20 protein-coding genes are annotated in these 21087 nt (G+C 62.0%); 12 read left to right on the top strand and 8 right to left on the bottom strand.

All coding sequences use genetic code 11. The annotated features are described in order from the left end of the window. The first annotated feature begins 9 nt into the window (after positions 1–9). The gene (locus SB822_RS22535; RefSeq protein ID WP_007731513.1) at positions 10–903 is read left to right on the top strand and encodes a LysR family transcriptional regulator; all 894 of its coding nucleotides are present in this window, start codon (positions 10–12) and stop codon (positions 901–903) included. 16 nt (positions 904–919) lie between these two features. Here the strand turns inward: SB822_RS22535 and SB822_RS22530 are convergent, their stop codons facing one another. Then, positions 920–2254: a PLP-dependent aminotransferase family protein gene (locus tag SB822_RS22530; protein WP_410855695.1), complete on the bottom strand. Its 1335-nt coding sequence runs from the start codon at positions 2252–2254 to the stop codon at positions 920–922. Between the two features lie 86 nt (positions 2255–2340). Here SB822_RS22530 and SB822_RS22525 point away from each other — a divergent pair, with 86 nt between their 5' ends. Both SB822_RS22525 and SB822_RS22520 read left to right on the top strand, forming a co-directional pair. Beyond that, positions 2341–2958 (top strand): DJ-1/PfpI family protein, encoded by a 618-nt coding sequence (locus tag SB822_RS22525; RefSeq protein ID WP_007731516.1) that lies wholly within the window; start codon positions 2341–2343, stop codon positions 2956–2958. Between the two features lie 247 nt (positions 2959–3205). Beyond that, a complete protein-coding gene (locus SB822_RS22520) occupies positions 3206–5098 on the top strand; it encodes a methyl-accepting chemotaxis protein (RefSeq protein WP_410855694.1) in 1893 nt (630 codons plus the stop codon). A 34-nt stretch (positions 5099–5132) separates the two neighbouring features. Here SB822_RS22520 and SB822_RS22515 read toward each other — a convergent pair whose 3' ends face one another. Further along, entirely contained in the window at positions 5133–5762 is a 630-nt protein-coding gene (locus SB822_RS22515; protein WP_410855693.1) for a TetR/AcrR family transcriptional regulator, read from the bottom strand. 219 nt (positions 5763–5981) lie between these two features. Here SB822_RS22515 and SB822_RS22510 point away from each other — a divergent pair, with 219 nt between their 5' ends. The 7 genes from SB822_RS22510 (at position 5982) to SB822_RS22480 (ending at position 12804) form a co-directional block, all read left to right on the top strand. Then, on the top strand, positions 5982–7061 hold the full coding sequence (locus SB822_RS22510; RefSeq protein WP_410855692.1) for an AbrB family transcriptional regulator: 1080 nt from the start codon (positions 5982–5984) through the stop codon (positions 7059–7061). A 38-nt stretch (positions 7062–7099) separates the two neighbouring features. Continuing rightward, positions 7100–7411, top strand: coding sequence for a hypothetical protein (locus SB822_RS22505; RefSeq protein WP_007731523.1), 312 nt, complete (start codon positions 7100–7102; stop codon positions 7409–7411). A 155-nt stretch (positions 7412–7566) separates the two neighbouring features. Next, the gene (locus SB822_RS22500; RefSeq protein ID WP_007731526.1) at positions 7567–8184 is read left to right on the top strand and encodes a glutathione S-transferase family protein; all 618 of its coding nucleotides are present in this window, start codon (positions 7567–7569) and stop codon (positions 8182–8184) included. 62 nt (positions 8185–8246) lie between these two features. Further along, positions 8247–10319 (top strand): pyridoxamine 5'-phosphate oxidase family protein, encoded by a 2073-nt coding sequence (locus tag SB822_RS22495; protein WP_410855691.1) that lies wholly within the window; start codon positions 8247–8249, stop codon positions 10317–10319. A 107-nt stretch (positions 10320–10426) separates the two neighbouring features. Continuing rightward, the gene (locus SB822_RS22490; protein WP_079502206.1) at positions 10427–11332 is read left to right on the top strand and encodes a LysR family transcriptional regulator; all 906 of its coding nucleotides are present in this window, start codon (positions 10427–10429) and stop codon (positions 11330–11332) included. A gap of 33 nt (positions 11333–11365) precedes the next feature. Beyond that, a complete protein-coding gene (locus tag SB822_RS22485) occupies positions 11366–12223 on the top strand; it encodes a helix-turn-helix domain-containing protein (protein WP_114223737.1) in 858 nt (285 codons plus the stop codon). Positions 12224–12282: 59 nt separating this feature from the next. Then, complete coding sequence (locus SB822_RS22480) at positions 12283–12804, top strand: GNAT family N-acetyltransferase (protein WP_114223738.1); 522 nt, start codon at positions 12283–12285, stop codon at positions 12802–12804. Here the strand turns inward: SB822_RS22480 and SB822_RS22475 are convergent. The 6 genes from SB822_RS22475 to SB822_RS22450 all read right to left on the bottom strand — a co-directional run bounded on the left by SB822_RS22475 (position 12792) and on the right by SB822_RS22450 (position 19223). Then, entirely contained in the window at positions 12792–13643 is an 852-nt protein-coding gene (locus SB822_RS22475; protein WP_410855690.1) for a MipA/OmpV family protein, read from the bottom strand. The two genes, SB822_RS22480 and SB822_RS22475, sit on opposite strands and share 13 nt — an antisense overlap. After that, entirely contained in the window at positions 13643–14533 is an 891-nt protein-coding gene (locus tag SB822_RS22470) for an alpha/beta hydrolase (RefSeq protein WP_079502202.1), read from the bottom strand. The genes SB822_RS22475 and SB822_RS22470 overlap by 1 nt, the downstream gene beginning before the upstream one ends. Positions 14534–14538: 5 nt before the next feature. Beyond that, on the bottom strand, positions 14539–15381 hold the full coding sequence (locus tag SB822_RS22465; RefSeq protein WP_410855689.1) for a DUF4118 domain-containing protein: 843 nt from the start codon (positions 15379–15381) through the stop codon (positions 14539–14541). Positions 15382–15892: 511 nt separating this feature from the next. Then, positions 15893–17059 carry a branched-chain amino acid ABC transporter substrate-binding protein gene (locus tag SB822_RS22460; protein ID WP_410855688.1) on the bottom strand — a complete coding sequence of 389 codons (1167 nt, stop codon included), beginning with the start codon at positions 17057–17059 and terminating at the stop codon, positions 15893–15895. A gap of 119 nt (positions 17060–17178) precedes the next feature. After that, positions 17179–18534, bottom strand: coding sequence for an amidase (locus SB822_RS22455; RefSeq protein ID WP_410855687.1), 1356 nt, complete (start codon positions 18532–18534; stop codon positions 17179–17181). Between the two features lie 5 nt (positions 18535–18539). Then, positions 18540–19223 carry a DUF2848 domain-containing protein gene (locus tag SB822_RS22450; protein ID WP_410855686.1) on the bottom strand — a complete coding sequence of 228 codons (684 nt, stop codon included), beginning with the start codon at positions 19221–19223 and terminating at the stop codon, positions 18540–18542. A gap of 187 nt (positions 19224–19410) precedes the next feature. Here SB822_RS22450 and SB822_RS22445 point away from each other — a divergent pair, with 187 nt between their 5' ends. Together SB822_RS22445 and SB822_RS22440 are read left to right on the top strand one after the other, a co-directional pair. Continuing rightward, positions 19411–20355 carry a LysR family transcriptional regulator gene (locus SB822_RS22445; RefSeq protein WP_007731552.1) on the top strand — a complete coding sequence of 315 codons (945 nt, stop codon included), beginning with the start codon at positions 19411–19413 and terminating at the stop codon, positions 20353–20355. Between the two features lie 31 nt (positions 20356–20386). Continuing rightward, entirely contained in the window at positions 20387–20929 is a 543-nt protein-coding gene (locus SB822_RS22440) for an ureidoglycolate lyase (protein ID WP_009771463.1), read from the top strand. Positions 20930–21087: the final 158 nt, after the last annotated feature.

Below are 21087 nucleotides of genomic sequence, written 5' to 3'. Positions count from 1 at the left end.
CCCTCCGACGTGACCACAGACCTCAACCTGATCCGGACATTCGTCGCGATCTACGAGACCCGGAGTGTCAGCGCAGCGGCACGGCGGCTGAGCATCACGCAGCCCTCCGTCAGCTATTCGCTGAACCGTCTGCGCGACCTGCTGCAAGACCCGCTTTTCACGCGCACACGCGACGGCATGGTGCCGACCTTCAACGCGACGCAACTGTTCAACGCGTTCAAGAGCGCGCTCGACAGCATCGAAACGGCAATATCGACGACACGTCAGTTCGACCCAACGGGCTCGAACCGCTGCTTCCGGCTCGCGCTCTCCGATCTCGGCGAACTGCATTTCCTGCCGTTTCTCGTGCGCGAGCTTCAGGCCATCGCACCTTCGGTGGAACTGGAGATCGTGCAGATCGACAGCGAGCGGATCACTGAATGGCTGCAAACCGGCAGCGTCGATGCGGTGGTAGGTAATCTGCAATTCGTCGGCGGGCAGGTGCGCAAAAAGGCGCTATTCACCGAGAGCTATTCGTGTTTGCTCAGCGCGACGCATCCTTCGATTGGCAACGCGATGACACTCGCGGACTATGTATCGGCAAATCACGTGGTGGTCGCGCCATTCACGGGACACCATCTCGTCGAGGACGTGATGGGCAGCATGGGACTGACCCGCAAGATTTCGCTGCGCGTGCCGCATTTCACGAGCCTTGTCGCGGTGATTGCTACGACCGATCTGGTGCTCACGCTGCCGACGCGTATCGCGCGTTCATTCGCAAGCGACGGCAGAATGCGTGTATTACCGCTGCCACTGGAGATACCGCCGTTCGAGGTGAATCTGTACTGGTATCCGCACGCCGAAGATTCCGCCGCGCAGCAGTGGTTCTGCGACACGATCGCGCAGTGCCTGAGCGACGTCTGAAGCGCAAGCGCCGCTTTCAGTACGCGTAACCGCTTATCACGCGCCTGACCGTTTCCAGCGACTCGCGCAGCACATCGAGTTCGACGGAACCCAACGCGAGGCGGACCGCATGCGGCACATGGTGCGAAGTCGCGTAGGGTTCCGCCGTCGACACCGAAATGCGCTCGCGCATGAGCGCCGCCGCAACCTGGTCAGCGCGCACTTCTTCCGACAACGGCAGCCAGACGAAATACGACGACGGGTGACGAACGCAATTCAGGCCCGCGAGAATCTCGGCGGCCATGGCTTGCCGGATCTTCGCGTCGCGGCGTTTCTCCGCTTCGAGCCGCTTGACGGTGCCATCGTCGAGCCACGCACACGCGATCGACGTCATCACACCGGGCGTATTCCACGTCGTCGCTCTGATGATCCGCTCGATGGCTTGCATCGATTCAGCGGACGCCACGACAAAACCCACGCGCAGCCCGGTAGCGACGCTCTTCGAAAAACCGGATACATACACGGTCGTTTCCGGCGCGAGCGCGGCGAGCGGCGCGGGCGGCTTTTCGGCGAGGAAGGCGTACGCGGCGTCTTCGATAATCAGTAGCCCATGCCGGCGCGCAATCGACACAAGCTGCTTGCGCCATTGCGCACTCGTCACCCAACCGAGCGGATTGTGCAGCGTCGGCATCACGTACACGGCGCGCACGCGCCGCGACCTGCACAAGCGTTCGAGCGCGTCGAGGTCGAACCCTTGCCCGTCCGCCGGGATCGGTGCCAGTTCGAGGCGACACGCCTCGGCCAGCACCCTGAAACCCGGATACGTCAACGTGTCCACTGCGACCACGTCGCCCGGACTTAGCAACGCCATCACGGTCGACGCCAGGCCCGCTTGCGCGCCGTTCACGAGCGACACCTGTTCCCAGCCGACTTCGAGCCCCCGGCTCGCGAGATGACGAGCCACGGCCGCACGTTCGTGCTGGCGTCCGCCATGCGGCTGATAGCGAAGCAGGCTTTCCAGATCGCCGGACGCAGCAAGCTGGCGCAACGCGCCGCGCAACAGATCGGCCTGACCCGGCAGAGCCGGATAGTTGAAGTTGAGGTCGACCGTGCCCGCCGCGAGCGCGAACTGATCGATGCCTTGTCTAGGCCGCAGCGAAATTTCCCGCACGAACGTGCCGCGTCCCGTCTCTCCGCTGACGAGGCCCATCGCCGCGAGCTCGGCGTAGACCCGCGTCGCCGTGACGAGCGCGAGGCCACGCTCGGACGCGAGCTGCCGATGCGTCGGCAGGCGCGTGCCGGCGCGCAAGCGTCCCGAGCGGATATCCGCGGCAAGCGTGTCGACAAGCTCCTTGTACCGGGGCTGAGCCATATGGAGATGTATCCATGACAATTATTTGATTGTAATGGTATCTGCGCTTAGCATCTCTTCACCACATTCATCGGCGGGCGGACATCATGCACATCGCGATTCTCACTTTCGAAGGCTTCAACGAACTCGATTCGCTGATTGCGCTCGGCATTCTCAACCGGATCAAGAAGCCGGACTGGCGCGTGTCGATTGCGACGCCGCATGCGCGCGTGAAGTCGATGAACGGCGTGGTGATCGAAGGGCAGATCGCGCTGCACGAGGCGAATGCTGCGGATGCAGTTATTGTTGGCAGCGGCATGTCGACGCGCAACGTCGTTGCCGATCAGACGTTGATGGCGCAGATGCAATTCGACCCGTCGCGCCAACTGCTCGGCGCGCAGTGTTCCGGCACACTCGTGCTGGCGAAACTCGGGCTGCTCAATGGCGTACCCGCCTGTACGGACCTGACCACGAAGCCATGGGTCGAGGAAGCCGGCGTGGACGTGCTCAATCAGCCGTTCGTCGCGCGAGGCAACGTCGCGACTGCGGGCGGGTGTCTTGCGTCCCAGTATCTGGCCGCGTGGATCATTGCGCGATTCGAAGGCGTCGATGCAGCCGCGAGCGCGATGCATTACGTCGCGCCTGTCGGCGAAAAGGAAGAGTACGTTGCGCGCGCGATGCGCAATATCACGCCTTTTCTGCAAGAGACGAGCGCGGCCATTTAAGCGCCGCACTTTTAAACCGTTTGCCGCTTCTCTGTTATCGAAATCGCGACACGATTCCCACGCGATGCGACATGGGAAAAGGTACGAAAAAGCCACCAAAAAATATTTATCGAATCCAGCGTCATATCCGCTCAAGCCGCCCCGATATCGGCCGACAACCAACGTAATCAACGATGCGCATTGCTTCGTCTTTAGCGCACCGCAAGTCGATATCGGTTGGTAGTTCGTCATTGGGGCAGAGGTCATTTTGAAGCTTACGGATTCGATCGCATTCAAATTCAGCGCGGCATCGGGCGCCGCGCTCGCAGTCACGGTTCTACTTCTCACGACGGTCGGCGCGTTGAACGTGCGTCATCAGGCTGTCGACGAGTTCGAGCAGTCCAGTCACGCCAGAATCGTCCAGGCCGACGAATCGCTCGATGTGAGCTTCAAAGAGGTCGAACAGAACCTCACGTATCTGACGCAAACGGCGCAACTGAAAGCCGCCGACCAGAGCATCACCGACTATCTGAACCACGGCGGCCAGATGACGCCGGACAAGAACGGCGAAGTCGAGAAGACGATCTTCGCGTTGCTCAAGCAGTTCGGCGACACGCATCCCAACATGCGCTATCTCGACATCGGCACGCATTGGGGCGGCTATGTGCAATGGCCGATCGAAAGCCTGAACGGCGAGCACTACGATCCGCGCGTCAGGCCGTGGTATCAACTGGCGATGACGGCGCCCGATCGTGTCGTGCGGCCCGCGCCTTATCTGAGCGCGGCCGGTTCCGGCGGCGCGATCATTCCGTTCGCTCGCGTCGTGAAGGACAGCAAGGACGAGATTCTCGGCGTGCTCGAAGGCGACATATCGCTCGACGACTTCGCGCGACTCACCAGCGGGATCCAGTTCGGCAAGACCGGCTATCTGCTCGTCACGGACAGCAGCGGAAAAATTCTGATCGATCCGCGCGAGAAGAAACACGAGTTCAAGGAACTGAAGGGCCTGGGCGGCGGATACGAACAACTGTCCAATGGCAGCGATGGGCTCGTTCGCATCCAGATGGACGGCGTCGAGTATCAGTCGTTCATCTACACGTCGCCGAAGAACGGCTGGAAGTACTACGCGCTCGTGCCCGAATCGGAAATGATGGCGGCCGCCAACCGGCTCACGTGGACGCTGATCGGGATGGGGCTGCTGGTGCTCGTGGTCGCCGTGCTCATCATGATTGCATTGGGTCGCCGGATAACTGATCCCATTCGCAATCTTGCCAACTCGATGCACGAAATCGCATCCGGCGACGGCGACATGACGCGGCGTCTGCCTCAACTCAGCAACGACGAAGTGGGCCATCTCGCGAAGCAGTTCAACGCATTCGTCGAAAAGCTGCATGGCGTTTTGCTTAAGGTGAGGACGAACAGCCGTCACCTCGAACTCGCTGCCGGTGAAGTGTCAGCGGGCAATCTCGATCTGTCGTCGAGAACCGAACAACAGGCGGCGTCGATCCAGCAAACGGCGGCCAGCATGGAAGAACTGGCGGGCACGGTGCGCGGCACGGCCGATCAGGCGACGACGGCCAACGCCGTCGCTGCGGGCGCCGTGGATGTGGCGCGGCGCGGCAACGAGGCCGTTGCGGGCGCGGCGAAGACGATGAACATCGCCGTCGAACAATCGGGGCGTATCGTCGGCATTGTCGGGATGATCGAGGGCATCGCGTTCCAGACCAACATCCTGGCGTTGAATGCCGCTGTCGAATCGGCGCGCGCGGGCGAGAGCGGCCGTGGGTTTGCCGTCGTCGCCGCCGAAGTGCGCAACCTGGCGCAGCGTTCGACCAGCGCGGCAAAAGAGATCAAGGGACTGCTGGAGGCGTCCGTCGGTAATGTCGAGGCGGGTGCCGAACAGGTCAACCTCGCGGGCAAGACAATCGCCGAACTGACGGATGCCGTGTCCAACCTCGCCACCATTACCAGCGAAATCGCGGATTCCGCACGCGAGCAAAGCCGCGCGATTGGCGAGGTCAACCAGGCTGTGTCATTGATGGACCAGTCGACCCAGCAGAACGCAGCGCTGGTCGAGGAGATTGCCGCCACGTCCGAATCGCTCAGCACGCAAGGCAAGGATCTGAACGCGACAGTTGGGTTCTTCAAGCTCGGTGCGTGAGGCACGCAACAGTTAGCGGCAAAGCGGCCCGAATCTAACCGCCGCTTTGCTGCGCCGCCGAGACGAGATACATGCGCACGAGTTGACGCATTTCGGCGAGCAGCGCGGCTCGCACCGAAGATTCCTCGTCGGCGATGCCGACGACGGCCTTGAGCATATGGATCAGCACCACCGACATCACCTTCGCCTTCGCGGCGGACAACGCGGGAATCGCTTCACACAGGATATCCGCCACACCGCCGCGCATGACCTTGCGAAAGCGCTTGCGTTCGTCCGCGCTTCCGCCGCGTGCATCCATCAACGCGATCGCGAAACTGCGCTGCGACCGTAGCAGAAGCATCATATCGACGAATGCGTCGGCCACACGCTCCAGCGTCATGCCGGGCACCTGTTGTTTCAGTTCGGTCAGCCCGTTCTTCACGTGCTGCGCGTATTGCAGCAGCAGTGCATCGGCAAGCGCCTCCTTGGTCGGAAAGAAGCGATACAGCGAGCCGATCGCCGTTCCCGAACGCGCCGCGATCTCAGTCATCGTGGCGGCATCGTAGCCCTTCTCCGAAAATACTTCGACGCCCGCGGTCATGATCGCGGCGACGCGCAGCCGCCCTCGTTCGCGTTTGGGTTCGGTGGCGCGCGCCGGGTCGGTTGATGATGTGCTTGTAGTCATTGAGATTGGACGATATGCGAGGATTTGATAGGCTTTCCTCGCATATTATCGCACTCCGTTTGTTGTGCGTCTGGTTCCTGTAATTTCGCTGAAATGCACGATACATTGACTTATGCGAGGGTGTTCTCTAGTATATTTTGAGAGGATACCCTCGCATTTAATCGTCACCGGTCGCATTGCTCATTCGTCATGTTCCAGAAAATGCTCCGCGAGCCTTTCGTGTGGATCGATCGCTCGCCGCCGGCCTGGCAGTGGGCGGCGCTCATCGGCCTGTCGCTTGCGTTCGGCGCCCTACTTTTTTGGCTCGATATTCCGGCCGCCATGTTGATCGGTCCGTTGCTCGCGGGGATCGTGGTCGCTGGTAGCGGTGCAAGGCTGCCGCTCTCGCGGCGCGCGTTCGTGCCCGTCCAGGGGCTGATCGGCTGCATGATCGCGAAAATGCTGCCGTCGTCGGCATCGATGGAACTCGCCGTTCATTGGCCGCTGTTTGCCGCTGGCGTGTTCTCCGTCATTGCGGCAAGCGCCCTGCTTGGGTGGCTGCTGGTCCGCATGGACGTGTTGCCGGGCACAACCGCGTTGTGGGGCGTCAGTCCAGGCGCGGCCACGGTGATGACCTTGATGGCGGAATCGTTTGGCGCGGATGCGCAGCTGGTCGCTGTCATGCAGTACCTCCGGGTGCTGATCGTGGCCGCCGTCGCGTCCGTTCTCGCCCGGATCGTCGGGGCAAGCGGGCCCCACGCGGCGCCCGTCGTCACGTGGCTCGCGCCCATTGCGACATTGCCGCTCGTCCAGACGCTTGCGCTCGCGCTAGTCGGATCGCTCGTTGGGCAGCGCTTGCGCATTCCGCTCGGACCCATGCTCGTCACGATCGTTGCGGGCGTATTGCTCGCGCATCACGGCTGGCTCACGATCGAACTGCCGCGCTGGCTGCTCGCCGTCGCCTACGCGTTCGTAGGCTGGCGCATCGGCCTGAGATTCACCCGGCCGCTGCTCGCGCACGCGATGAAGGCGTTGCCTCGTCTGATCGCGTGCTCGGTCGCGTTGATCGCGATTTGCGCGGGCATCGGCGGCGCGCTCGTCGTGACGGCGGGTGTCGATCCGCTGACCGCGTACCTGGCGACAAGCCCCGGCGGCGCGGATTCAGTGGCGATCATCGCGGCATCGAGCAACGTCGATGTGCGCTTTGTCATGGCGATGCAGATGGCCCGCTTCGTCGCCGTGCTCGCCATCGGACCGGCGGCAGCACGCTTCATTGCGAAACGCGTGCATTCGAAAACCGATGAACCCCGGCGTTCGTAAAGCAACGCCTTTTCACTCCCCACGCAAGAGGTAAAACCATGCAGCAGGTCTGGCTCTTTTTCGCCGGAGCGCTTTTGTGCAATAGCGTCCCGCATCTGTCTTCCGGCCTGCAAGGGCATCCGTTTCCCACGCCTTTTGCGAAGCCGCACGGCGTCGGCGACTCGTCACCTCTGGTGAATATCCTGTGGGGATTCGTGAATCTTGCGCTGGCGCTGGTGATCACCTCGCATCACTGGGACGCGGCTCGCATCGTTCCGGATGCCACGGTCATGCTGCTGGGCGCGCTCGCGATCGGGATTTTTCTTTCGCTTCACTTCGGCAAGGTGCAACGAGACAAACGCGTGGCCTGACGCCGAACGCCATTGTTCTCGGGCGCAGAACCACCGTTCTCGTTTCGAGAAGTATCAATTGACCTGGCGAGGGATTCTGCTGCGAAGGCAGCGTCCCTAGACTTTGCATCAAGTGATCGGGATGTCCCAGTCACATCTGACCAAAGGAAACCGCCATGAAGCTCTACTACCACCCGTTGTCCGGCCACTCGCACCGCGCCCGCCTGTTCCTGTCGCTGCTCGGCATCGAGCATCAATCGATTCAGGTCGATCTCGCCGCTGCCGAGCACAAATCCGCCGAATTTCTGAAGCTCAACCGCTTCGGCCAGGTCCCGGTTCTCGTCGACGGCGACACCACGATCGCCGACTCCAACGCGATTCTGGTGTACATCGCCCGCAAGTTCGGCAAGACCGACTGGCTGCCGCAAACGCCCGCGCTGGAAGCCGCCGTGCAGCGCTGGCTGTCCGTGGCCGCCGGCGAGATCGCTTTCGGCCCGGCCGCCGCGCGACTGATCACCGTGTTCGGCGCAAAATACAACGCCGAAGAGCTGATTGCCCGCGCGCATCGCATCCTCAAGCTGATCGACGAAGAGCTGGCCGGGCGTGAGTTCATCGCGCAACCGCATCCGACGGTCGCCGATGTCGCGCTGTACAGCTACATCGCACGTGCGCCGGAAGGCAACGTCGACCTGTCGTTCTACCCGAACGTCAACGCGTGGTTGCGCCGCATCGAGGCGCTGCCTGGCTTCGTCGAGTTCCAGAAAACGCCTGTCGGCCTCGCCGCCAACAGCTGAGCGCGTCAGTGAGCGGGAAGCCCAACGCGTGGCTTTCCCGGCTTTACGCCCGGAGGCAAATCATGAGCACGGTATCGACGGATAAAGGGTCGCCCTGGCATGCAGGCGAACTGGCGCTGCAAGAGAAAGTCGGCGTGGCCGCGAAGATGCAGGAACTCGGCCGCCGGGTGGTTCGCGACTACATGCCCGATCAGCATCGCACTTTCTACAGACAATTGCCGTTCATCGTGGCCGGCGCAGTGGCTGACGACGGTGACGTATGGGCAACACTCGTCGCCGGTCAGCCGGGCTTCATGCAGTCGCCGACCGAGAAGATTCTGCACATGCACGTTGCCGCCGATCCGCACGATCCTGCATCCGGCGGCATTCACGAAGGCGCGGCAATCGGTCTGCTCGGGATCGAGCTGGACACGCGCCGCCGCAATCGCTTGAACGGTCTGTTGCGTGGTGCGACGTCGCAAGGTTTCGACGTCGAGGTCATACAGAGCTTCGGCAATTGCCCGCAATATATCCAGGCTCGCGATTTCGAATTCATCCGCGATCCCGGTATGTTTTCCGATATCGCGCCCACGGAGTTCGACGGCCTGACCGGTCACGCCCGCGCGATGATCGAAGCAGCGGACACGCTGTTTGTCGCGTCCTATGTGGGCGAAGGCGAGCAACGCCAGGTCGACGTGTCGCATCGCGGCGGCAAGGCGGGCTTCGTGCGTATCGGTGACGACGGCCGCCTGACCATTCCCGATTTCGCGGGCAACCTCTTCTTTGCTACGCTCGGCAACTTCCTCGTCAATCCGCGCGCGGGGCTCATCTTCGCCGACTTCGAAACGGGCGACGTCCTGCAATTGACGGGCGACGCGACCGTCGATCTCGACTCGCCCGAGATCGCCGCGTTTCAGGGCGCGGAGCGGCTGTGGCATTTCACGCCGCGACGCATCGTCTATCGCAAGGGCGCGCTGCCGCTGCGATGGAAATTTCGGGCCAATGGCTGGTCGCCGAACTCGCTGATGACAGGCAGCTGGGACGAAGTGACAAGCCGCCTGAAGGCCGCCGAACTGGCGAATGCATGGCGGCCGTTCAAGGTGACGAACGTCGTCGATGAAAGCGCGGTGATCCGTTCGTTTCATCTCGAACCTGTGGACGGCGCGGGGCTCATTCCACATATCGCGGGTCAGCATCTGCCCATCCGCGTCATGCCGCCCGGTCACGATAAGCCTGTGATCCGAACCTATACGCTGTCGACGGCACCCGCCGATGGTCTCTATCGGATCAGCGTGAAGCGTGATGGACTCGTGTCGTCGCATCTTCATGACACGCTGCACATCGGCAGCATCATCGAAGCGCGTGCGCCCGCTGGCCAGTTCACGATCGATGCCGCCGAGCGCCGTCCCGCCGTGCTGCTCGCCGCCGGCGTCGGCATCACGCCGATGCTCGCGATGCTCAGGCATATCGTGTACGAAGGGCTGCGCACGCGGCGCGTACGCCCGACGTGGTTCTTCCATTCGGCGCGTTCGCTGAAAGAGCGCGCGTTCAGCCGTGAGATCGAAACGCTCGCGGTATCCGCGAAAGGCGCGGTGAACGTGGTGCGCGCATTGAGTCACACCGACGGTGCACGCGAAGGCAAGGACTTCGACGTGGAAGGCCGGATCGATGTCGCGCTACTGTGCGACACGCTGCCCTTCAACGACTACGACTTCTATCTTTGCGGACCGTCAGCGTTCATGCAGTCCATGTACGATGGCTTGCGCAATCTCAACGTCGCTGACAACCGCATTCATGCCGAAGCGTTTGGGCCGTCCGGGCTGCACCGCAGGAAGGATGCTGCAGCCGTCACAGGTCCCGCTCGCGTCGCAGCGGACCAACCGGTCCCCATCGCGTTCGTCAAGTCGGGAAAGGAAGCGCGCTGGAATCCGGACAGCGGTACGTTGCTGGAGCTTGCGGAAGCACGCGGACTGAATCCTGAATTCGGTTGCCGCGGCGGCAGTTGCGGCACGTGCCGCACGCGCATCGTGGAGGGCGCGGTGGCGTACACCATTACGCCGGAATTCACGGTGCCGGACAACGAAGCCTTGATCTGTTGCGCCGTGCCCGCCAATACGGAGACGGGCGGCGGCGACCGTCTGCTGCTCGATCTGTGAGGCAGGCCGTGCGCGGCGGGGTGGGAAACGCTGTTATGCTTGACGCTCGCTTGCCTGTCGACGCCCGGCAGGCGTCCTATATCCCCTTCCCGTTCATCTCCTCAGACATGGACAGGCTCCAGGCAATGAACACCTTCGTGACCGTGGTCGAGACGGAAGGCTTCGCGTCCGCGGCGCGCAAGCTCAACGTGTCGCCGTCGGTCATCAGCCGGGTGATGAACGAGCTCGAAGAACACCTTGGCGTGCGGCTGTTGACCCGCACGACGCGCGTCGTGCGAATGACGGATGCAGGCGCCACGTTCTTCGAGGATTGTCGCCGCATCCTCTCGGAAATCGAGGTGGCCGAGCTTTCCGCTGCCGGTGCGAACACCACGCCGCGCGGCCAGTTGACCGTGACGGCACCTGTCCTGTTTGGAAAGATGTATGTGACGCCCATCGCTCACGACTATCTGACGCGCTATCCGGCCGTCAATCTGAATTGCTGGTTTCTGGACCGCATCGTGAATCTCGTCGACGAAGGGGCGGATGTCGCGATCCGCATCGGCGAGTTGCCGAGTTCATCGTTGCAGGCGATTGCTGTCGGCAAGGTGCGTCGCATGCTGTGCGCTTCGCCCGCTTATCTGGACGCGCACGGCGTGCCGCAGCATCCCGACGATCTCGCGTCTCACGTGACCATCCAGGCGACAGGCCTCACGTCCGCGCCCGAATGGCGCTTCCGCGTGGACGACAAGCCGCTGACGGTGCCGATCCAGCCGCGTCTGGTGACCACCACGAATGATTCCGCGATCTCGGCAGCATTGGCGGGGCTAGGCATCGTGCGTCTGTTGTCGTATCAGATCGCGCAAGAACTGGCGGACGGTACGCTACGCGCCGTGTTGGCCGATTACGAGCTAGCTACCTTACCCGTACATGTCGTCCATCGCGAAGGCAAGCATGCGAATCAGAAAGTGCGCGCATTTCTCGACCTCGCAATCGAAACGCTCAGGGCGAAGGCTTCGCTCTGGCATGCGTAGATAGCGCCGCCCGGCTGATTCATGAAACGTACGATGCCCCATTCCGCACACAACACGCAGCTCGCAACGAGAGAGCATACGCAGTATGGCTATGTCGACGGCGCGGGTATCGAAGTGCTTCATGCCCGCTTCGAGCACCATCGGTTTGCTACGCATGCGCACGACACGTGGGCTATCGGCGCGGTGCTACGCGGCGCAAAGGACTCGATGACCAGCGCGCGGCAACCGTCGATCGTCAACGCCGGCGAGGTGTACGCGATCCCACCGCATGTCGCCCATGCGGGAATGTCCATCGGCGATCACGGCTGCGAATACGTGATGCTCTATGTGCCCGACGCCGAATGGCAATTGCAGTGCGATATTCACGGTGTTTCGCCGCATGCGTTTTCGCAGCCCGTGAAGATGCGCCGTGCGATGGCTCCGTTCGTGCAGTTCGCTGCGCTGTCGATGCAAAGCTCGCACATGTCATCGACATGGCCCGATGAATGGGCGCTGTTGTGTGAAGCGGTGCTCGGTTCGATGAACAATCGCGATGCGTCTGCACAGTCGTCTTCGATAGTCGCCGACAAGCGTCTGCGCGACGCGAAGGCCTACTTGCAGGCATTTTCCAGCCGTAACGTGTCGCTCGACGAGCTGGCGCGCGAGGCGTCGCTATCCGCGTCAGAGTTGTGCCGTCGCTTTACTGCTGCGTTTGGGTTGAGTCCACATCGTTACCAGCTCGTGCTGCGCCTGAAGACCGCAAAGCACTTGTTGCTGGATGGCATGACGCCTTCCGCCGCAGCCGCCGCAACCGGCTTCGCGGATCAAAGCCACCTCGGACGCCACTTCAAGGCCGTGTTCGGCGTGACGCCTGGCGCCGTCGCGCGGCGAAACAGCGCAAGAACGTTCTAGATCGCATCCTGCCCGACGCATAAGGTAGTGCCTCGCACATTGCCCGAGAGCACTTTTCTATGCACACCGCGACCACACCGCCTCGCATCGCCACCTTTCAGGATTCGTTCACCGACGAAGTGGTCGGCTTGATCCTGCATATCCAGAATGACGAGAGCAAGGTCGGCATATCGATCGAGGATCAGCCCGAGCTTCTCGATATCAATCGATACTTCATCGCGAATGGCGGTGGCTTCTGGATTGCACTCGACCAGCAAGGACATGTGGTCGGCACAATCGCCCTGCAGATCGAGACGGCAACGGTTGCCGTGCTGAAGAAGTTCTTTGTGTCGGCAGCGTGGAGAGGCGCGGGGATGGGATGCGCGTCGCGCCTTTACGAAACGCTGTTGGCGCATGCAAGGCTCAAAGGCATCGAAACGATCCTGCTCGATACCCCTTCCGTTTCGACGCGCTCACATGCATTTTATCGACGTCAGGGGTTTCAGCAGATCGCGGCTGGAGAATTGCCCGTCAAGTACGCTTACCCCGATCGGGATTCGTTGCTGTTCAGGCTGGAACTTGCCTCAAATCAAAACCGGTAATTCACCGATGCAAGCGTATTGAGTTCGCTTCGACGCTCGGTGATCGGGCTCGCGGCGGCGTAGTGCTGCAAACGGCCAAGCGTCACCGCGACCGAGGCGGCCCAGTGCTTCGAAATGTCGTAGCTGACGTAGCCGTTCAGATGCACGTCACGAATGCCTGCGCCCGTGTTGTACGCAGGTAGTCCCGACGCTGCGCTCTGCTGGCTCGACACACCAAAGAACGTTCGCGTGTACTCCGCATCCGCCCAGGTAAAGCCGGGACCCATCGAAAACAGCCAGCCTCCAACAGGCAGCGACGCGTAAAGGTCGGTGACAACGGTCTTGCCCTGACCATGCCCGGCGATGTCCTGATACATCGCCACGGACCCGGTGAACATCCACACCGTGTAGTCAGCGAAGAGCTTCAGTTTCGGACCGCCGTCGACGTTCCCCAGCCCGTGCAGATGCGGATCGTCCTTTTCCTGGCGCGACTGGAAATCGAAGCTCAGCGCTGCACCGACGTGATAGTCCTCGCTGCGCAGCACGTTCAGGCCAAGCACGTCGGGACCTTGCGAAAACACGCGATCGTCGTAAGAGATGTCGAGCGCGGGATAGGGAAACACACGCAGTTCACGCGAGCCGGGGTACAGCGGCGTGATGACGACACCCGGCCCGATGCCAATCTTCCATTTGCTGGCGGGCTTTGCTGTCGCGTCGCTTTGCTGCGAAGTTGACGAAGAGGACGAAGAGGAAGGCGGCGCCTCGTCAGCCCATGCTCCCGCTGTGTGGAGCGTCAACGTCATTGCCGCCGCCAGCGTAGCGGCGCGTCTTGCCGCGATGAAGGAACTCGACTTCGCCATCACGCGCGACCTTTGCCCATCGCCGCCAGTTGCCGCAACCGGCGTGCAAGCGCCTTCGACACCACGGGCTTTCCGCCTGCATCGCCCGTACGGCTCGCGATTTCGCTTTCGCGCAGGAACAGCGCGGTCTCCCGCGCGACGATCTCGCGCTCGTTGTCGGATGTAATCATGTGATACGAATCGTCGAGCCAGATGGTGCGCAAGAACGTCGATCCAATCGACGAAGACACGAAGCGTGGATTGCGCGGACTCGATGTTTCATCGTCGATGGCGTGAATGATCAGGCAGTCGTTGCGGATTGCGCGCACTTGCGAGCGCACGCTCGCCGCGAGCCGGCTGGCTTCGTGCAGCGCGGGCAGCGAGATCGTCGATGGGCCGACTTCGCTGAAGTCGTCGCGTTCCATCGCGCGCGCGATCTTGGCCCGCAGCGCGTCGTTGCGTAGTCCATACGGCGCCGATTCGCGATAGCGGTAGCGCGAACGCAACGGCGAGTAGTACGCCCAGTTCAGCAAGAAGCGATACCACGGAATCGCCCAGCCGTCGTACGCGAGCGTAAGCGACAGCAGCGCGACAGCCTGTGCCTGCGGGCGACGATGCACGAGCGAGAGCGAGAGCGCCGCGCCGATCGAAAGCCCGCAGATCGACACGCGCTCGTAGCGCGCGGCAAGCGCATCGTATTCTCGTGTCGCCGCGTCGAGCCAGTGCTCCATCGCCTGCTCTTTCGAACCCGCCGTGTAGCCATTGAGCACGGGCACGCAGGTCGTGAAGCCTTCGTCGTTCAGAAAGCGCGCGAGGTAGCGCAATTCCAGCGGCGAGCTGGATAGACCATGCAACATCAGCACGGCATGGCCGTCGCCTTCGTTGAAGATCGTTCGGACAGAGGTTTTCATAGGCGTCACTCGCCGACGCGCAGCACGAGGAAATCGCCCGCGTGTGTCGTGAAGCGTTCGCAGACACAATCGACAAGTTGCGCGGCGCTATCGCCCGTCTCGCCTTGAACACCTGCCGATGCATGCATCGCGGTGGCATCGCCCGCGCGCAGCCGCACACGATGCGAGCCGGGCCACAGTGCGTTCGAAAGGCGGCGAATATCCTCGGGGTCGACATCGTCGAAGCGAGGGCCTGGTGCGATCTCCGCTGGTGGCAGCGCAACGGCAAGAACGCTGGCCCCGGCCTCGCGCGTGCTGCCAGCGTCAGTACCGTGGGTCCATGCGGGCATGCGCTCGAGTGCCTGAATCAGCACAAACGACTTGCTGTGTTGCGACAGATGACGCAGCAGCCTGTGTGTTTCATCGACGGCGCGGCGCGCGAGCATGCGATCGTTGTCGTGACGCAGCAGCATCTCGTAGCGCGACTGCGCGACCGACGTAATCAGCTCCGCGCGAAATTGCGCGCGCCTCAACCTTTCAACCAATGTAATAAAGACGAGCGCAACCATCGGGTACGACACGACGAACAGCACATCGGAGCGGTCGATGAAACCAAACATCGCGTAAGGCGGCACGAACAGATAGTCGCCGATGCACACGCCGGCCAGCATCATGGTCAGCGCTGGCGCAAGGCCGAAGTAGTACTCGATCAGGACGGCTGCAACGCAGAACGCAGCGCCCGGCATCGCTGGACCGAGCAGCGGATGCAGGAGAAGACGCACGCCACTCGCAATACAGAGCGCGGCAATCGCGGCAAGCCATCGCCGTGCCCCGCGAGGCGCCCAGCGACGGGCGTTTTGAACTTGCATGAATTGTTGTTTGCCGGACTACCGGACACTCTTCGACGTGTGGCCGTCATGGCCAAGATGGACAGACAAACTAGAAAGCCTGGAACGGCCCGAAAGATATCACATGTAATTCGCCGTAATACTTGAACTTTTCCTATTTCAGCATTTATGCGACGGTAGTATTTGCCTTATATGCGCGCTAACGTTTGCGTGCTTTAGGGGAACAAATCGAAAGCAAAGTGACAGGAAGTCAGAGTACTTATTTCTATTCGCGCCGTGGTCCCACTTCGCCTTGAGCATTCGCTGGAGATCTTCCGCGAACAATTGAAAGGAACCCGTCAGGAAAGCCGTCAATGCGCGTGCTTTTTGTCGTACTTCACTACTCGATCCGGTCGCGCCGTCGGTACTGACGAGCACCACAGCGCGGGTAATAGAGCAGATTCACATCGCGCCGCTACTCTCTTTTCTTATCAACTATCAATCCATGCAATTCAAACGGTAATTCGTATCCGCGCGATGCGCGGATACGATCTCACATTCGAATCACATCCATTACCGTTTTCTTCTTGTCCTTGAACTGATAAATCGTAATGGCCGCGTCCTTCAGATCGCCGTGCATATCGAATGCGATTTTGCCGATCACACCGTCATACTGCGTGACGGGCATCGCAGCGAGAACTTTGGTCCGCTCGGTCGAATTGGCGCGCTTCATCGCGTCGTAAATGACGTAGACGGCATCGTACGCAAATGGCGCGTACGCATCGATGGGCACCTTGTAGCGCGCGGTGTAACGACGGTCGAACTCCTGCCCCTTCGGCATCTTCGAGAGCGCGAGTCCCGCTTCGGAGCACACCAGGTTGCCGATCGCGTCGCCCGCAAGGCTCACCATCTTGTCCGTGCATGCACCGTCGCCGCCGAGCACGCTCGCCGTCATACCGAGATTCGCCGCCTGCTTCACCAGCGGTCCCGCCGTCGCATCGGAACCGCCATACATGATGACGTCGGGCCGCAGCCCCTTGATCTTGGTCAAGATCGCGCGGAAGTCGGTGGCCTTGTCGTTGGTCGCTTCGCGCGCGACGATCGTACCGCCGTTCGCCTTCGCCGCTTTCACGAACTCGTCGGCAAGGCCCTGTCCATAAGCCGTCGAATCGTCGATCACGGCAATCCGTTTCGCGTGCAGCGAATTGAGCGCGTAACGCGCGAGTGCCGGTCCCTGCAATGCATCCGTCGCCACGACGCGAAACGTCGTCTTGTAGCCCTGTTGCGTGTAAGCAGGATTCGTCGAGCCTTGCGAAATCTGCACGACTTGCGCTTCGCTATAGATGCGCGACGCGGGAATCGACACGCCTGAGTTGATGTCGCCGACTACGGCCACCACGCCATCGTCGACCAGTTTTTGCGCGACCTGGGTTCCCGTGCGTGGATCAGCGGCATCATCCTGCGAGTCCAGTTGCAGACGTACCGGCTTGCCGCCGATCACAGGGTGCTGACTGTTGATCTCATCGACTGCGAGGCGCGCAGCGTTTTCGCTGTCCTTGCCCATGTTCGCGAGTTGCCCGGTGAGCGGCGCCGCGTGCCCGATCAGCACGACAGCGGGAGTGGCATCGGCGGCATGCGCGGATGTCTGAATAGCGGCCAGCGCAACGACACCAGCTAATGAGCGAAAAGTTTGATTCACGGACTGCCTCACTTTGGTCATGAATGCGGTAAAGGTGCTAAACAAGCGCGCCGTCGATCTCATCGCGCCTGAAATCCAGTATTCGTTCGCCGTAATTGCGCGTCCAACGAGAAATTCTTTTTGCTGTCGATAAACAAATGTTATGCGGGCACGACAGTCTCGCTATGCCTGAGTAACGCTTCAATGCTGCGCGCTATCGCGAGAATCGATGCATCGGCGAGCGCAGGCCCGCAGATCGACAGGCCGACGGGCAGTTCGCCTTCGCGATGGCAAGGCAACGTCAGCGCGCAGCCGTCCATGAAGTTCACGACAGCGGGATTGCGCAGCACCTTCGCATTCGTCGACGAGAACGCCTCGTCGTCGCTTTCGACGCTCGCAATGGCAGGCGGAACGATGGCGACAGTCGGCATCAGCCACGCATCGAATCTCGCAAGACGCGCCCGCGTGTCGCGCACGAAGCGCTCGCGCGCGGCGAGCAGGTCGATATAGTCGGCGGCGCTGCGCCCTTCTCCTGCGCGCAGACGTTTGAGCACGCGCGGGTCGTACCCATCAGCATCACGCGCGACGTGCTCGCGATGCCACGCCCACGCCTGCGCCGCCGTGATGCCCGCAAGCGGATAGCGGCCCGCGACCTCATGCAACTCGGGAAACGCAAAGCGCTCCACGGACGCGCCCGCGCGCCGCAACATGCCGATCGCGCGATTGAACGCGGTGCTGACGGTCTCGTCGAGATCGTCAGCCACGTAGTCGGACGTGACACCGAGCCGAAGTCCTGCGAGCGGGCGCGGCGCCGTGTCGAGCGCTTGTCCGGAGACAATGCCGTCGATCAGCGCACAACAGTCGACGCTGCGCGCAATCGGCCCGATCGAATCGAACGACGTTGACAGCGGCACGATGCCGTCGAGCGGCACGCGCCGCGCGGTCGGCTTGAAGCCGATCAGTCCGCAGAACGCGGCGGGAATGCGGACCGAGCCGCCCGTGTCGGTGCCGAGCGCGGCGGCCACATGGCCGAGCGCGACAGACACCGCCGCGCCTGAACTGGAGCCGCCCGCAAGACGCTTCGCATGAGCAGGATTCACGGGCGTGCCGTAGTGCGGATTTAGCCCGAGGCCGGAGAACGCAAACTCGCTCATGTTGGTGCGGCCCACGAACACCGCGCCCGCCTCGCGCAAACGCGCGACGGCGGCAGCGTCGCGCACGGCAGGCGCCGCGTTGCGCAGTATCCGCGAGCCCGCTGTCGTCACCTGTCCTTTGATGTCGAACAGGTCTTTTACCGAAACGGGGACGCCCGCCAACGCGGAAGGCACGTAGCCGCGCTCGCGAAACGCGTCGCTGCTGGCGGCCGCTTCGCGTGCCGCCACCCGGTCGATATGCGTGTAGGTCGATCCGCCTCGTGCGAGGTCGGCGTCGATAGCCGCGAGGCTCGCGTCGAGCAGTTCGCCTGCCGAGAGCTTGTTGGCCGCGAGCGCCTTGCCGGAATCACGAATGGTGCGCATCGCGATCACTCCGTATGCGCAAGCGCATCGACGCTATAGCGATGCCGCAAGCTGCGTCCCAGCACAGGATCGTGCAACTCCAGTTCGTACGCGCCCGCGGGCGTCAGCGCACCGAGCACGGGCTGCGTGCCGCAGAACAGCACGGTCTCGGGAATCATCGACGTCGAACCGAACGCGCGCCAGATCAGCGGCTCGGGATGCATCAGCCGCGCAAGCGTGCCTTCCTGATAGCGGATACGCTCGCCGCTCGCATCGATACGCCAGCTACGCGCGATCAGCGCGTCCCAATGCGCAGCCACGTCCGCATAGCGCCACAGCGTTTTGCCGAGCGGCTTCGCACACATCTGCTTCGACACGGCAACGTCATAGCCTTCGACCTTGCGGTCCGTATGATCCGAACCGATGCCGACCAGCAAGCCATCCTCTTGCGTCTGGATCAGCACGACTTCCACTTCGCCCGACGAATGGTCGCCGATCACTTCAATGCTGTCCGCCGTCGTCAGCAGGGCGGGCGCGACTTCGTAGAAGCATGGCACGCTCGACGGCCTGCGCACGCCGATCGCTTCCAGTTCGCGAATATGATGCTCGACCTCGGCGTGGTCGCGTCCCGCCCAGCCCGCAATCACGAGACGGCTCGCGTTCACTTCGACGTGCAGCCCGCCTTCGATTTCGCATGACACTTTCTTCATCGCAACGTCCTCTGGTTTGACAGTGTGTTTGCCCTTCCATCAACGGGCATTTGCTGCGAAGTGTTGGCGCGTGCGCCGTGCGTGTCCAACAAATTAAAGTTGTCGCGTGGTTGAAATTTTTCTTGTCACCCAAGGCGTGACGCGGCGCTACACTGAGCCATTCGTGCTTGCCTCGTCAGGGTTGTGAATGAATCTGCGATTTCTCGAAACGTTTGTCTGGCTGGCGCGACTGCGCAGCTTCCGCCTGACGGCCGAGCGGCTGCACGCAACCCAGGCGGCCATTTCGAGCCGCATCTCCGCGCTCGAACAGGAACTCGGCGTGCGGCTATTCGAGCGCGGCTCGAAGGAAGCGACGCTCACGCAGGACGGCAGCAAAGCGCTGCCATTCGCCGAACAGATGCTGAAGCTGAATCAGGCGATGCTGGCGAGCGTCGGCGATCGCTCGAAGGTCTCGGGCCTGCTGCGGCTCGGCGCGATCGAATCGATCGTGCATACATGGCTGCCCGATCTGCTCAAGCGCATCCGCGACGAGTATCCGAACCTCGTGATCGAGCTGACCAGCGACACATCCGCGAATCTCTCCGCGCAACTGGCGAACGGCCATATCGATGTGTCGTTTCAGACGACGAGCGTCGCTGGCGCGGACATGACGAATGTTCCGCTCGGCAGTCTCCCGATGCGCTGGATGGCAAGCCCGGCGCTCAATCTGTCCGCGCAGGCGCTCACCGAAACTGAACTGGCCGCGTATCCGGTGATCAGCTTCGCGCGCCATTCGCCGCCGCATGAGTTTCTGACGGGCCTGTTCGCGGCTAGCGGGGACGTGCAGGTGCAGATCAATTGTCTTTCGTCGGTGGCGGCGATCATCCGGCTCGTGGTCGACGGATTCGGTATTGCCGTGCTGCCGCCCGCGTTCGTGATGCGCGAACTCGAAACGGGCCAGTTGCAACTGCTGCAAGTCACGCACCGCGTGCCCGCGTTGCCGCTGGTCGCCGCGTACCGGCGCACGCCCGACAGCCTGCTTGCCGAGTCGATCACGCGGCTCGCGCTGAACGTCGTGCTCGATTTCAGCCTGAAGCATGGGCCAGAGTTCGCGCTGTTCCCGCCATCGGACGACGCCATCTCGCATGCATGACCGATCCATTCATCAACACGAGTACGCCGACATGCTGACCGCTCTTTCCATACCGATCGAACCGCTCGAAGTGAATCGCTGTGAACCGTATGGCTGGATGCTCGGCAAGCCTGTGCGCACGGACGGCGACGCGCCGGCGTTCGTCAGCCCCGCGTCGGACTTCTGGCGCGAGCATCTGTTCGATACGGGCACAGCGGGCGAAACCGAAATACTCTGGGTCGTGTACCGCAATCGTGGCGCAGAGATCTCCGCGCTCGAATTGCATCGTTTGACGCAGCAGGCCATCGTGCCGTTGACGGCACCCGTCGTGCATATCGTCGCGACGTCGCTCGAAGACGGCGAGCCGGACCTCAATTCGCTGCGCGCATTCGAGATTCCCGTTGGCAAAGGTCTTTGCATGCGGCCTAACGTCTGGCACGCGACGCGTGTCACGAACACAGAGTCCACCTGTTTGATGCTCACTCGCCCTTCGACAACCTACGATCTCGTCGTCCATCTGAAGACGGGCGCGCCTGCTTGCGAAAGCGTCATCAGGACAATCGACACACGCACGCTCGAATTCAGCACGGCCTGAACGTGTTCGCGTGCTATCGCACGCGTCATGCCTCTAGAAAGTTTTGTGTAGTGACTGTCTGCTTGCGATGCGTCCAGACACGGTGCAGGATAAGTCGAGTCAACAGGACGCATGTGCCGCATCGCCTTCCGCACTGATCCACTTCGCATACGCGTTCA

It is taken from the genome of Paraburkholderia sp. SIMBA_054, assembly GCF_046534875.1.
Lineage (GTDB): Bacteria > Pseudomonadota > Gammaproteobacteria > Burkholderiales > Burkholderiaceae > Paraburkholderia > Paraburkholderia hospita.
The sequence above is the reverse complement of the archived record's forward strand: the minus strand, read 5'-3'. Positions and strand labels throughout refer to the sequence as shown.

What these genes read in the sequence shown, in the direction of transcription:
- SB822_RS22490 (WP_079502206.1), top strand. Translation starts at nt 10,427, where the DNA reads ATGGACAGGCTCCAGGCAATGAACACCTTCGTGACCGTGGTCGAGACG.
- SB822_RS22530 (WP_410855695.1), bottom strand. Translation starts at nt 2,254, where the DNA reads ATGGCTCAGCCCCGGTACAAGGAGCTTGTCGACACGCTTGCCGCGGAT.
- SB822_RS22500 (WP_007731526.1), top strand. Translation starts at nt 7,567, where the DNA reads ATGAAGCTCTACTACCACCCGTTGTCCGGCCACTCGCACCGCGCCCGC.
- SB822_RS22485 (WP_114223737.1), top strand. Translation starts at nt 11,366, where the DNA reads ATGCCCCATTCCGCACACAACACGCAGCTCGCAACGAGAGAGCATACG.
- SB822_RS22460 (WP_410855688.1), bottom strand. Translation starts at nt 17,059, where the DNA reads ATGACCAAAGTGAGGCAGTCCGTGAATCAAACTTTTCGCTCATTAGCT.
- SB822_RS22495 (WP_410855691.1), top strand. Translation starts at nt 8,247, where the DNA reads ATGAGCACGGTATCGACGGATAAAGGGTCGCCCTGGCATGCAGGCGAA.
- SB822_RS22480 (WP_114223738.1), top strand. Translation starts at nt 12,283, where the DNA reads ATGCACACCGCGACCACACCGCCTCGCATCGCCACCTTTCAGGATTCG.
- SB822_RS22470 (WP_079502202.1), bottom strand. Translation starts at nt 14,533, where the DNA reads ATGAAAACCTCTGTCCGAACGATCTTCAACGAAGGCGACGGCCATGCC.
- SB822_RS22445 (WP_007731552.1), top strand. Translation starts at nt 19,411, where the DNA reads ATGAATCTGCGATTTCTCGAAACGTTTGTCTGGCTGGCGCGACTGCGC.
- SB822_RS22455 (WP_410855687.1), bottom strand. Translation starts at nt 18,534, where the DNA reads ATGCGCACCATTCGTGATTCCGGCAAGGCGCTCGCGGCCAACAAGCTC.
- SB822_RS22440 (WP_009771463.1), top strand. Translation starts at nt 20,387, where the DNA reads ATGCTGACCGCTCTTTCCATACCGATCGAACCGCTCGAAGTGAATCGC.
- SB822_RS22475 (WP_410855690.1), bottom strand. Translation starts at nt 13,643, where the DNA reads ATGGCGAAGTCGAGTTCCTTCATCGCGGCAAGACGCGCCGCTACGCTG.
- SB822_RS22505 (WP_007731523.1), top strand. Translation starts at nt 7,100, where the DNA reads ATGCAGCAGGTCTGGCTCTTTTTCGCCGGAGCGCTTTTGTGCAATAGC.
- SB822_RS22515 (WP_410855693.1), bottom strand. Translation starts at nt 5,762, where the DNA reads ATGACTACAAGCACATCATCAACCGACCCGGCGCGCGCCACCGAACCC.
- SB822_RS22450 (WP_410855686.1), bottom strand. Translation starts at nt 19,223, where the DNA reads ATGAAGAAAGTGTCATGCGAAATCGAAGGCGGGCTGCACGTCGAAGTG.
- SB822_RS22465 (WP_410855689.1), bottom strand. Translation starts at nt 15,381, where the DNA reads ATGCAAGTTCAAAACGCCCGTCGCTGGGCGCCTCGCGGGGCACGGCGA.
- SB822_RS22525 (WP_007731516.1), top strand. Translation starts at nt 2,341, where the DNA reads ATGCACATCGCGATTCTCACTTTCGAAGGCTTCAACGAACTCGATTCG.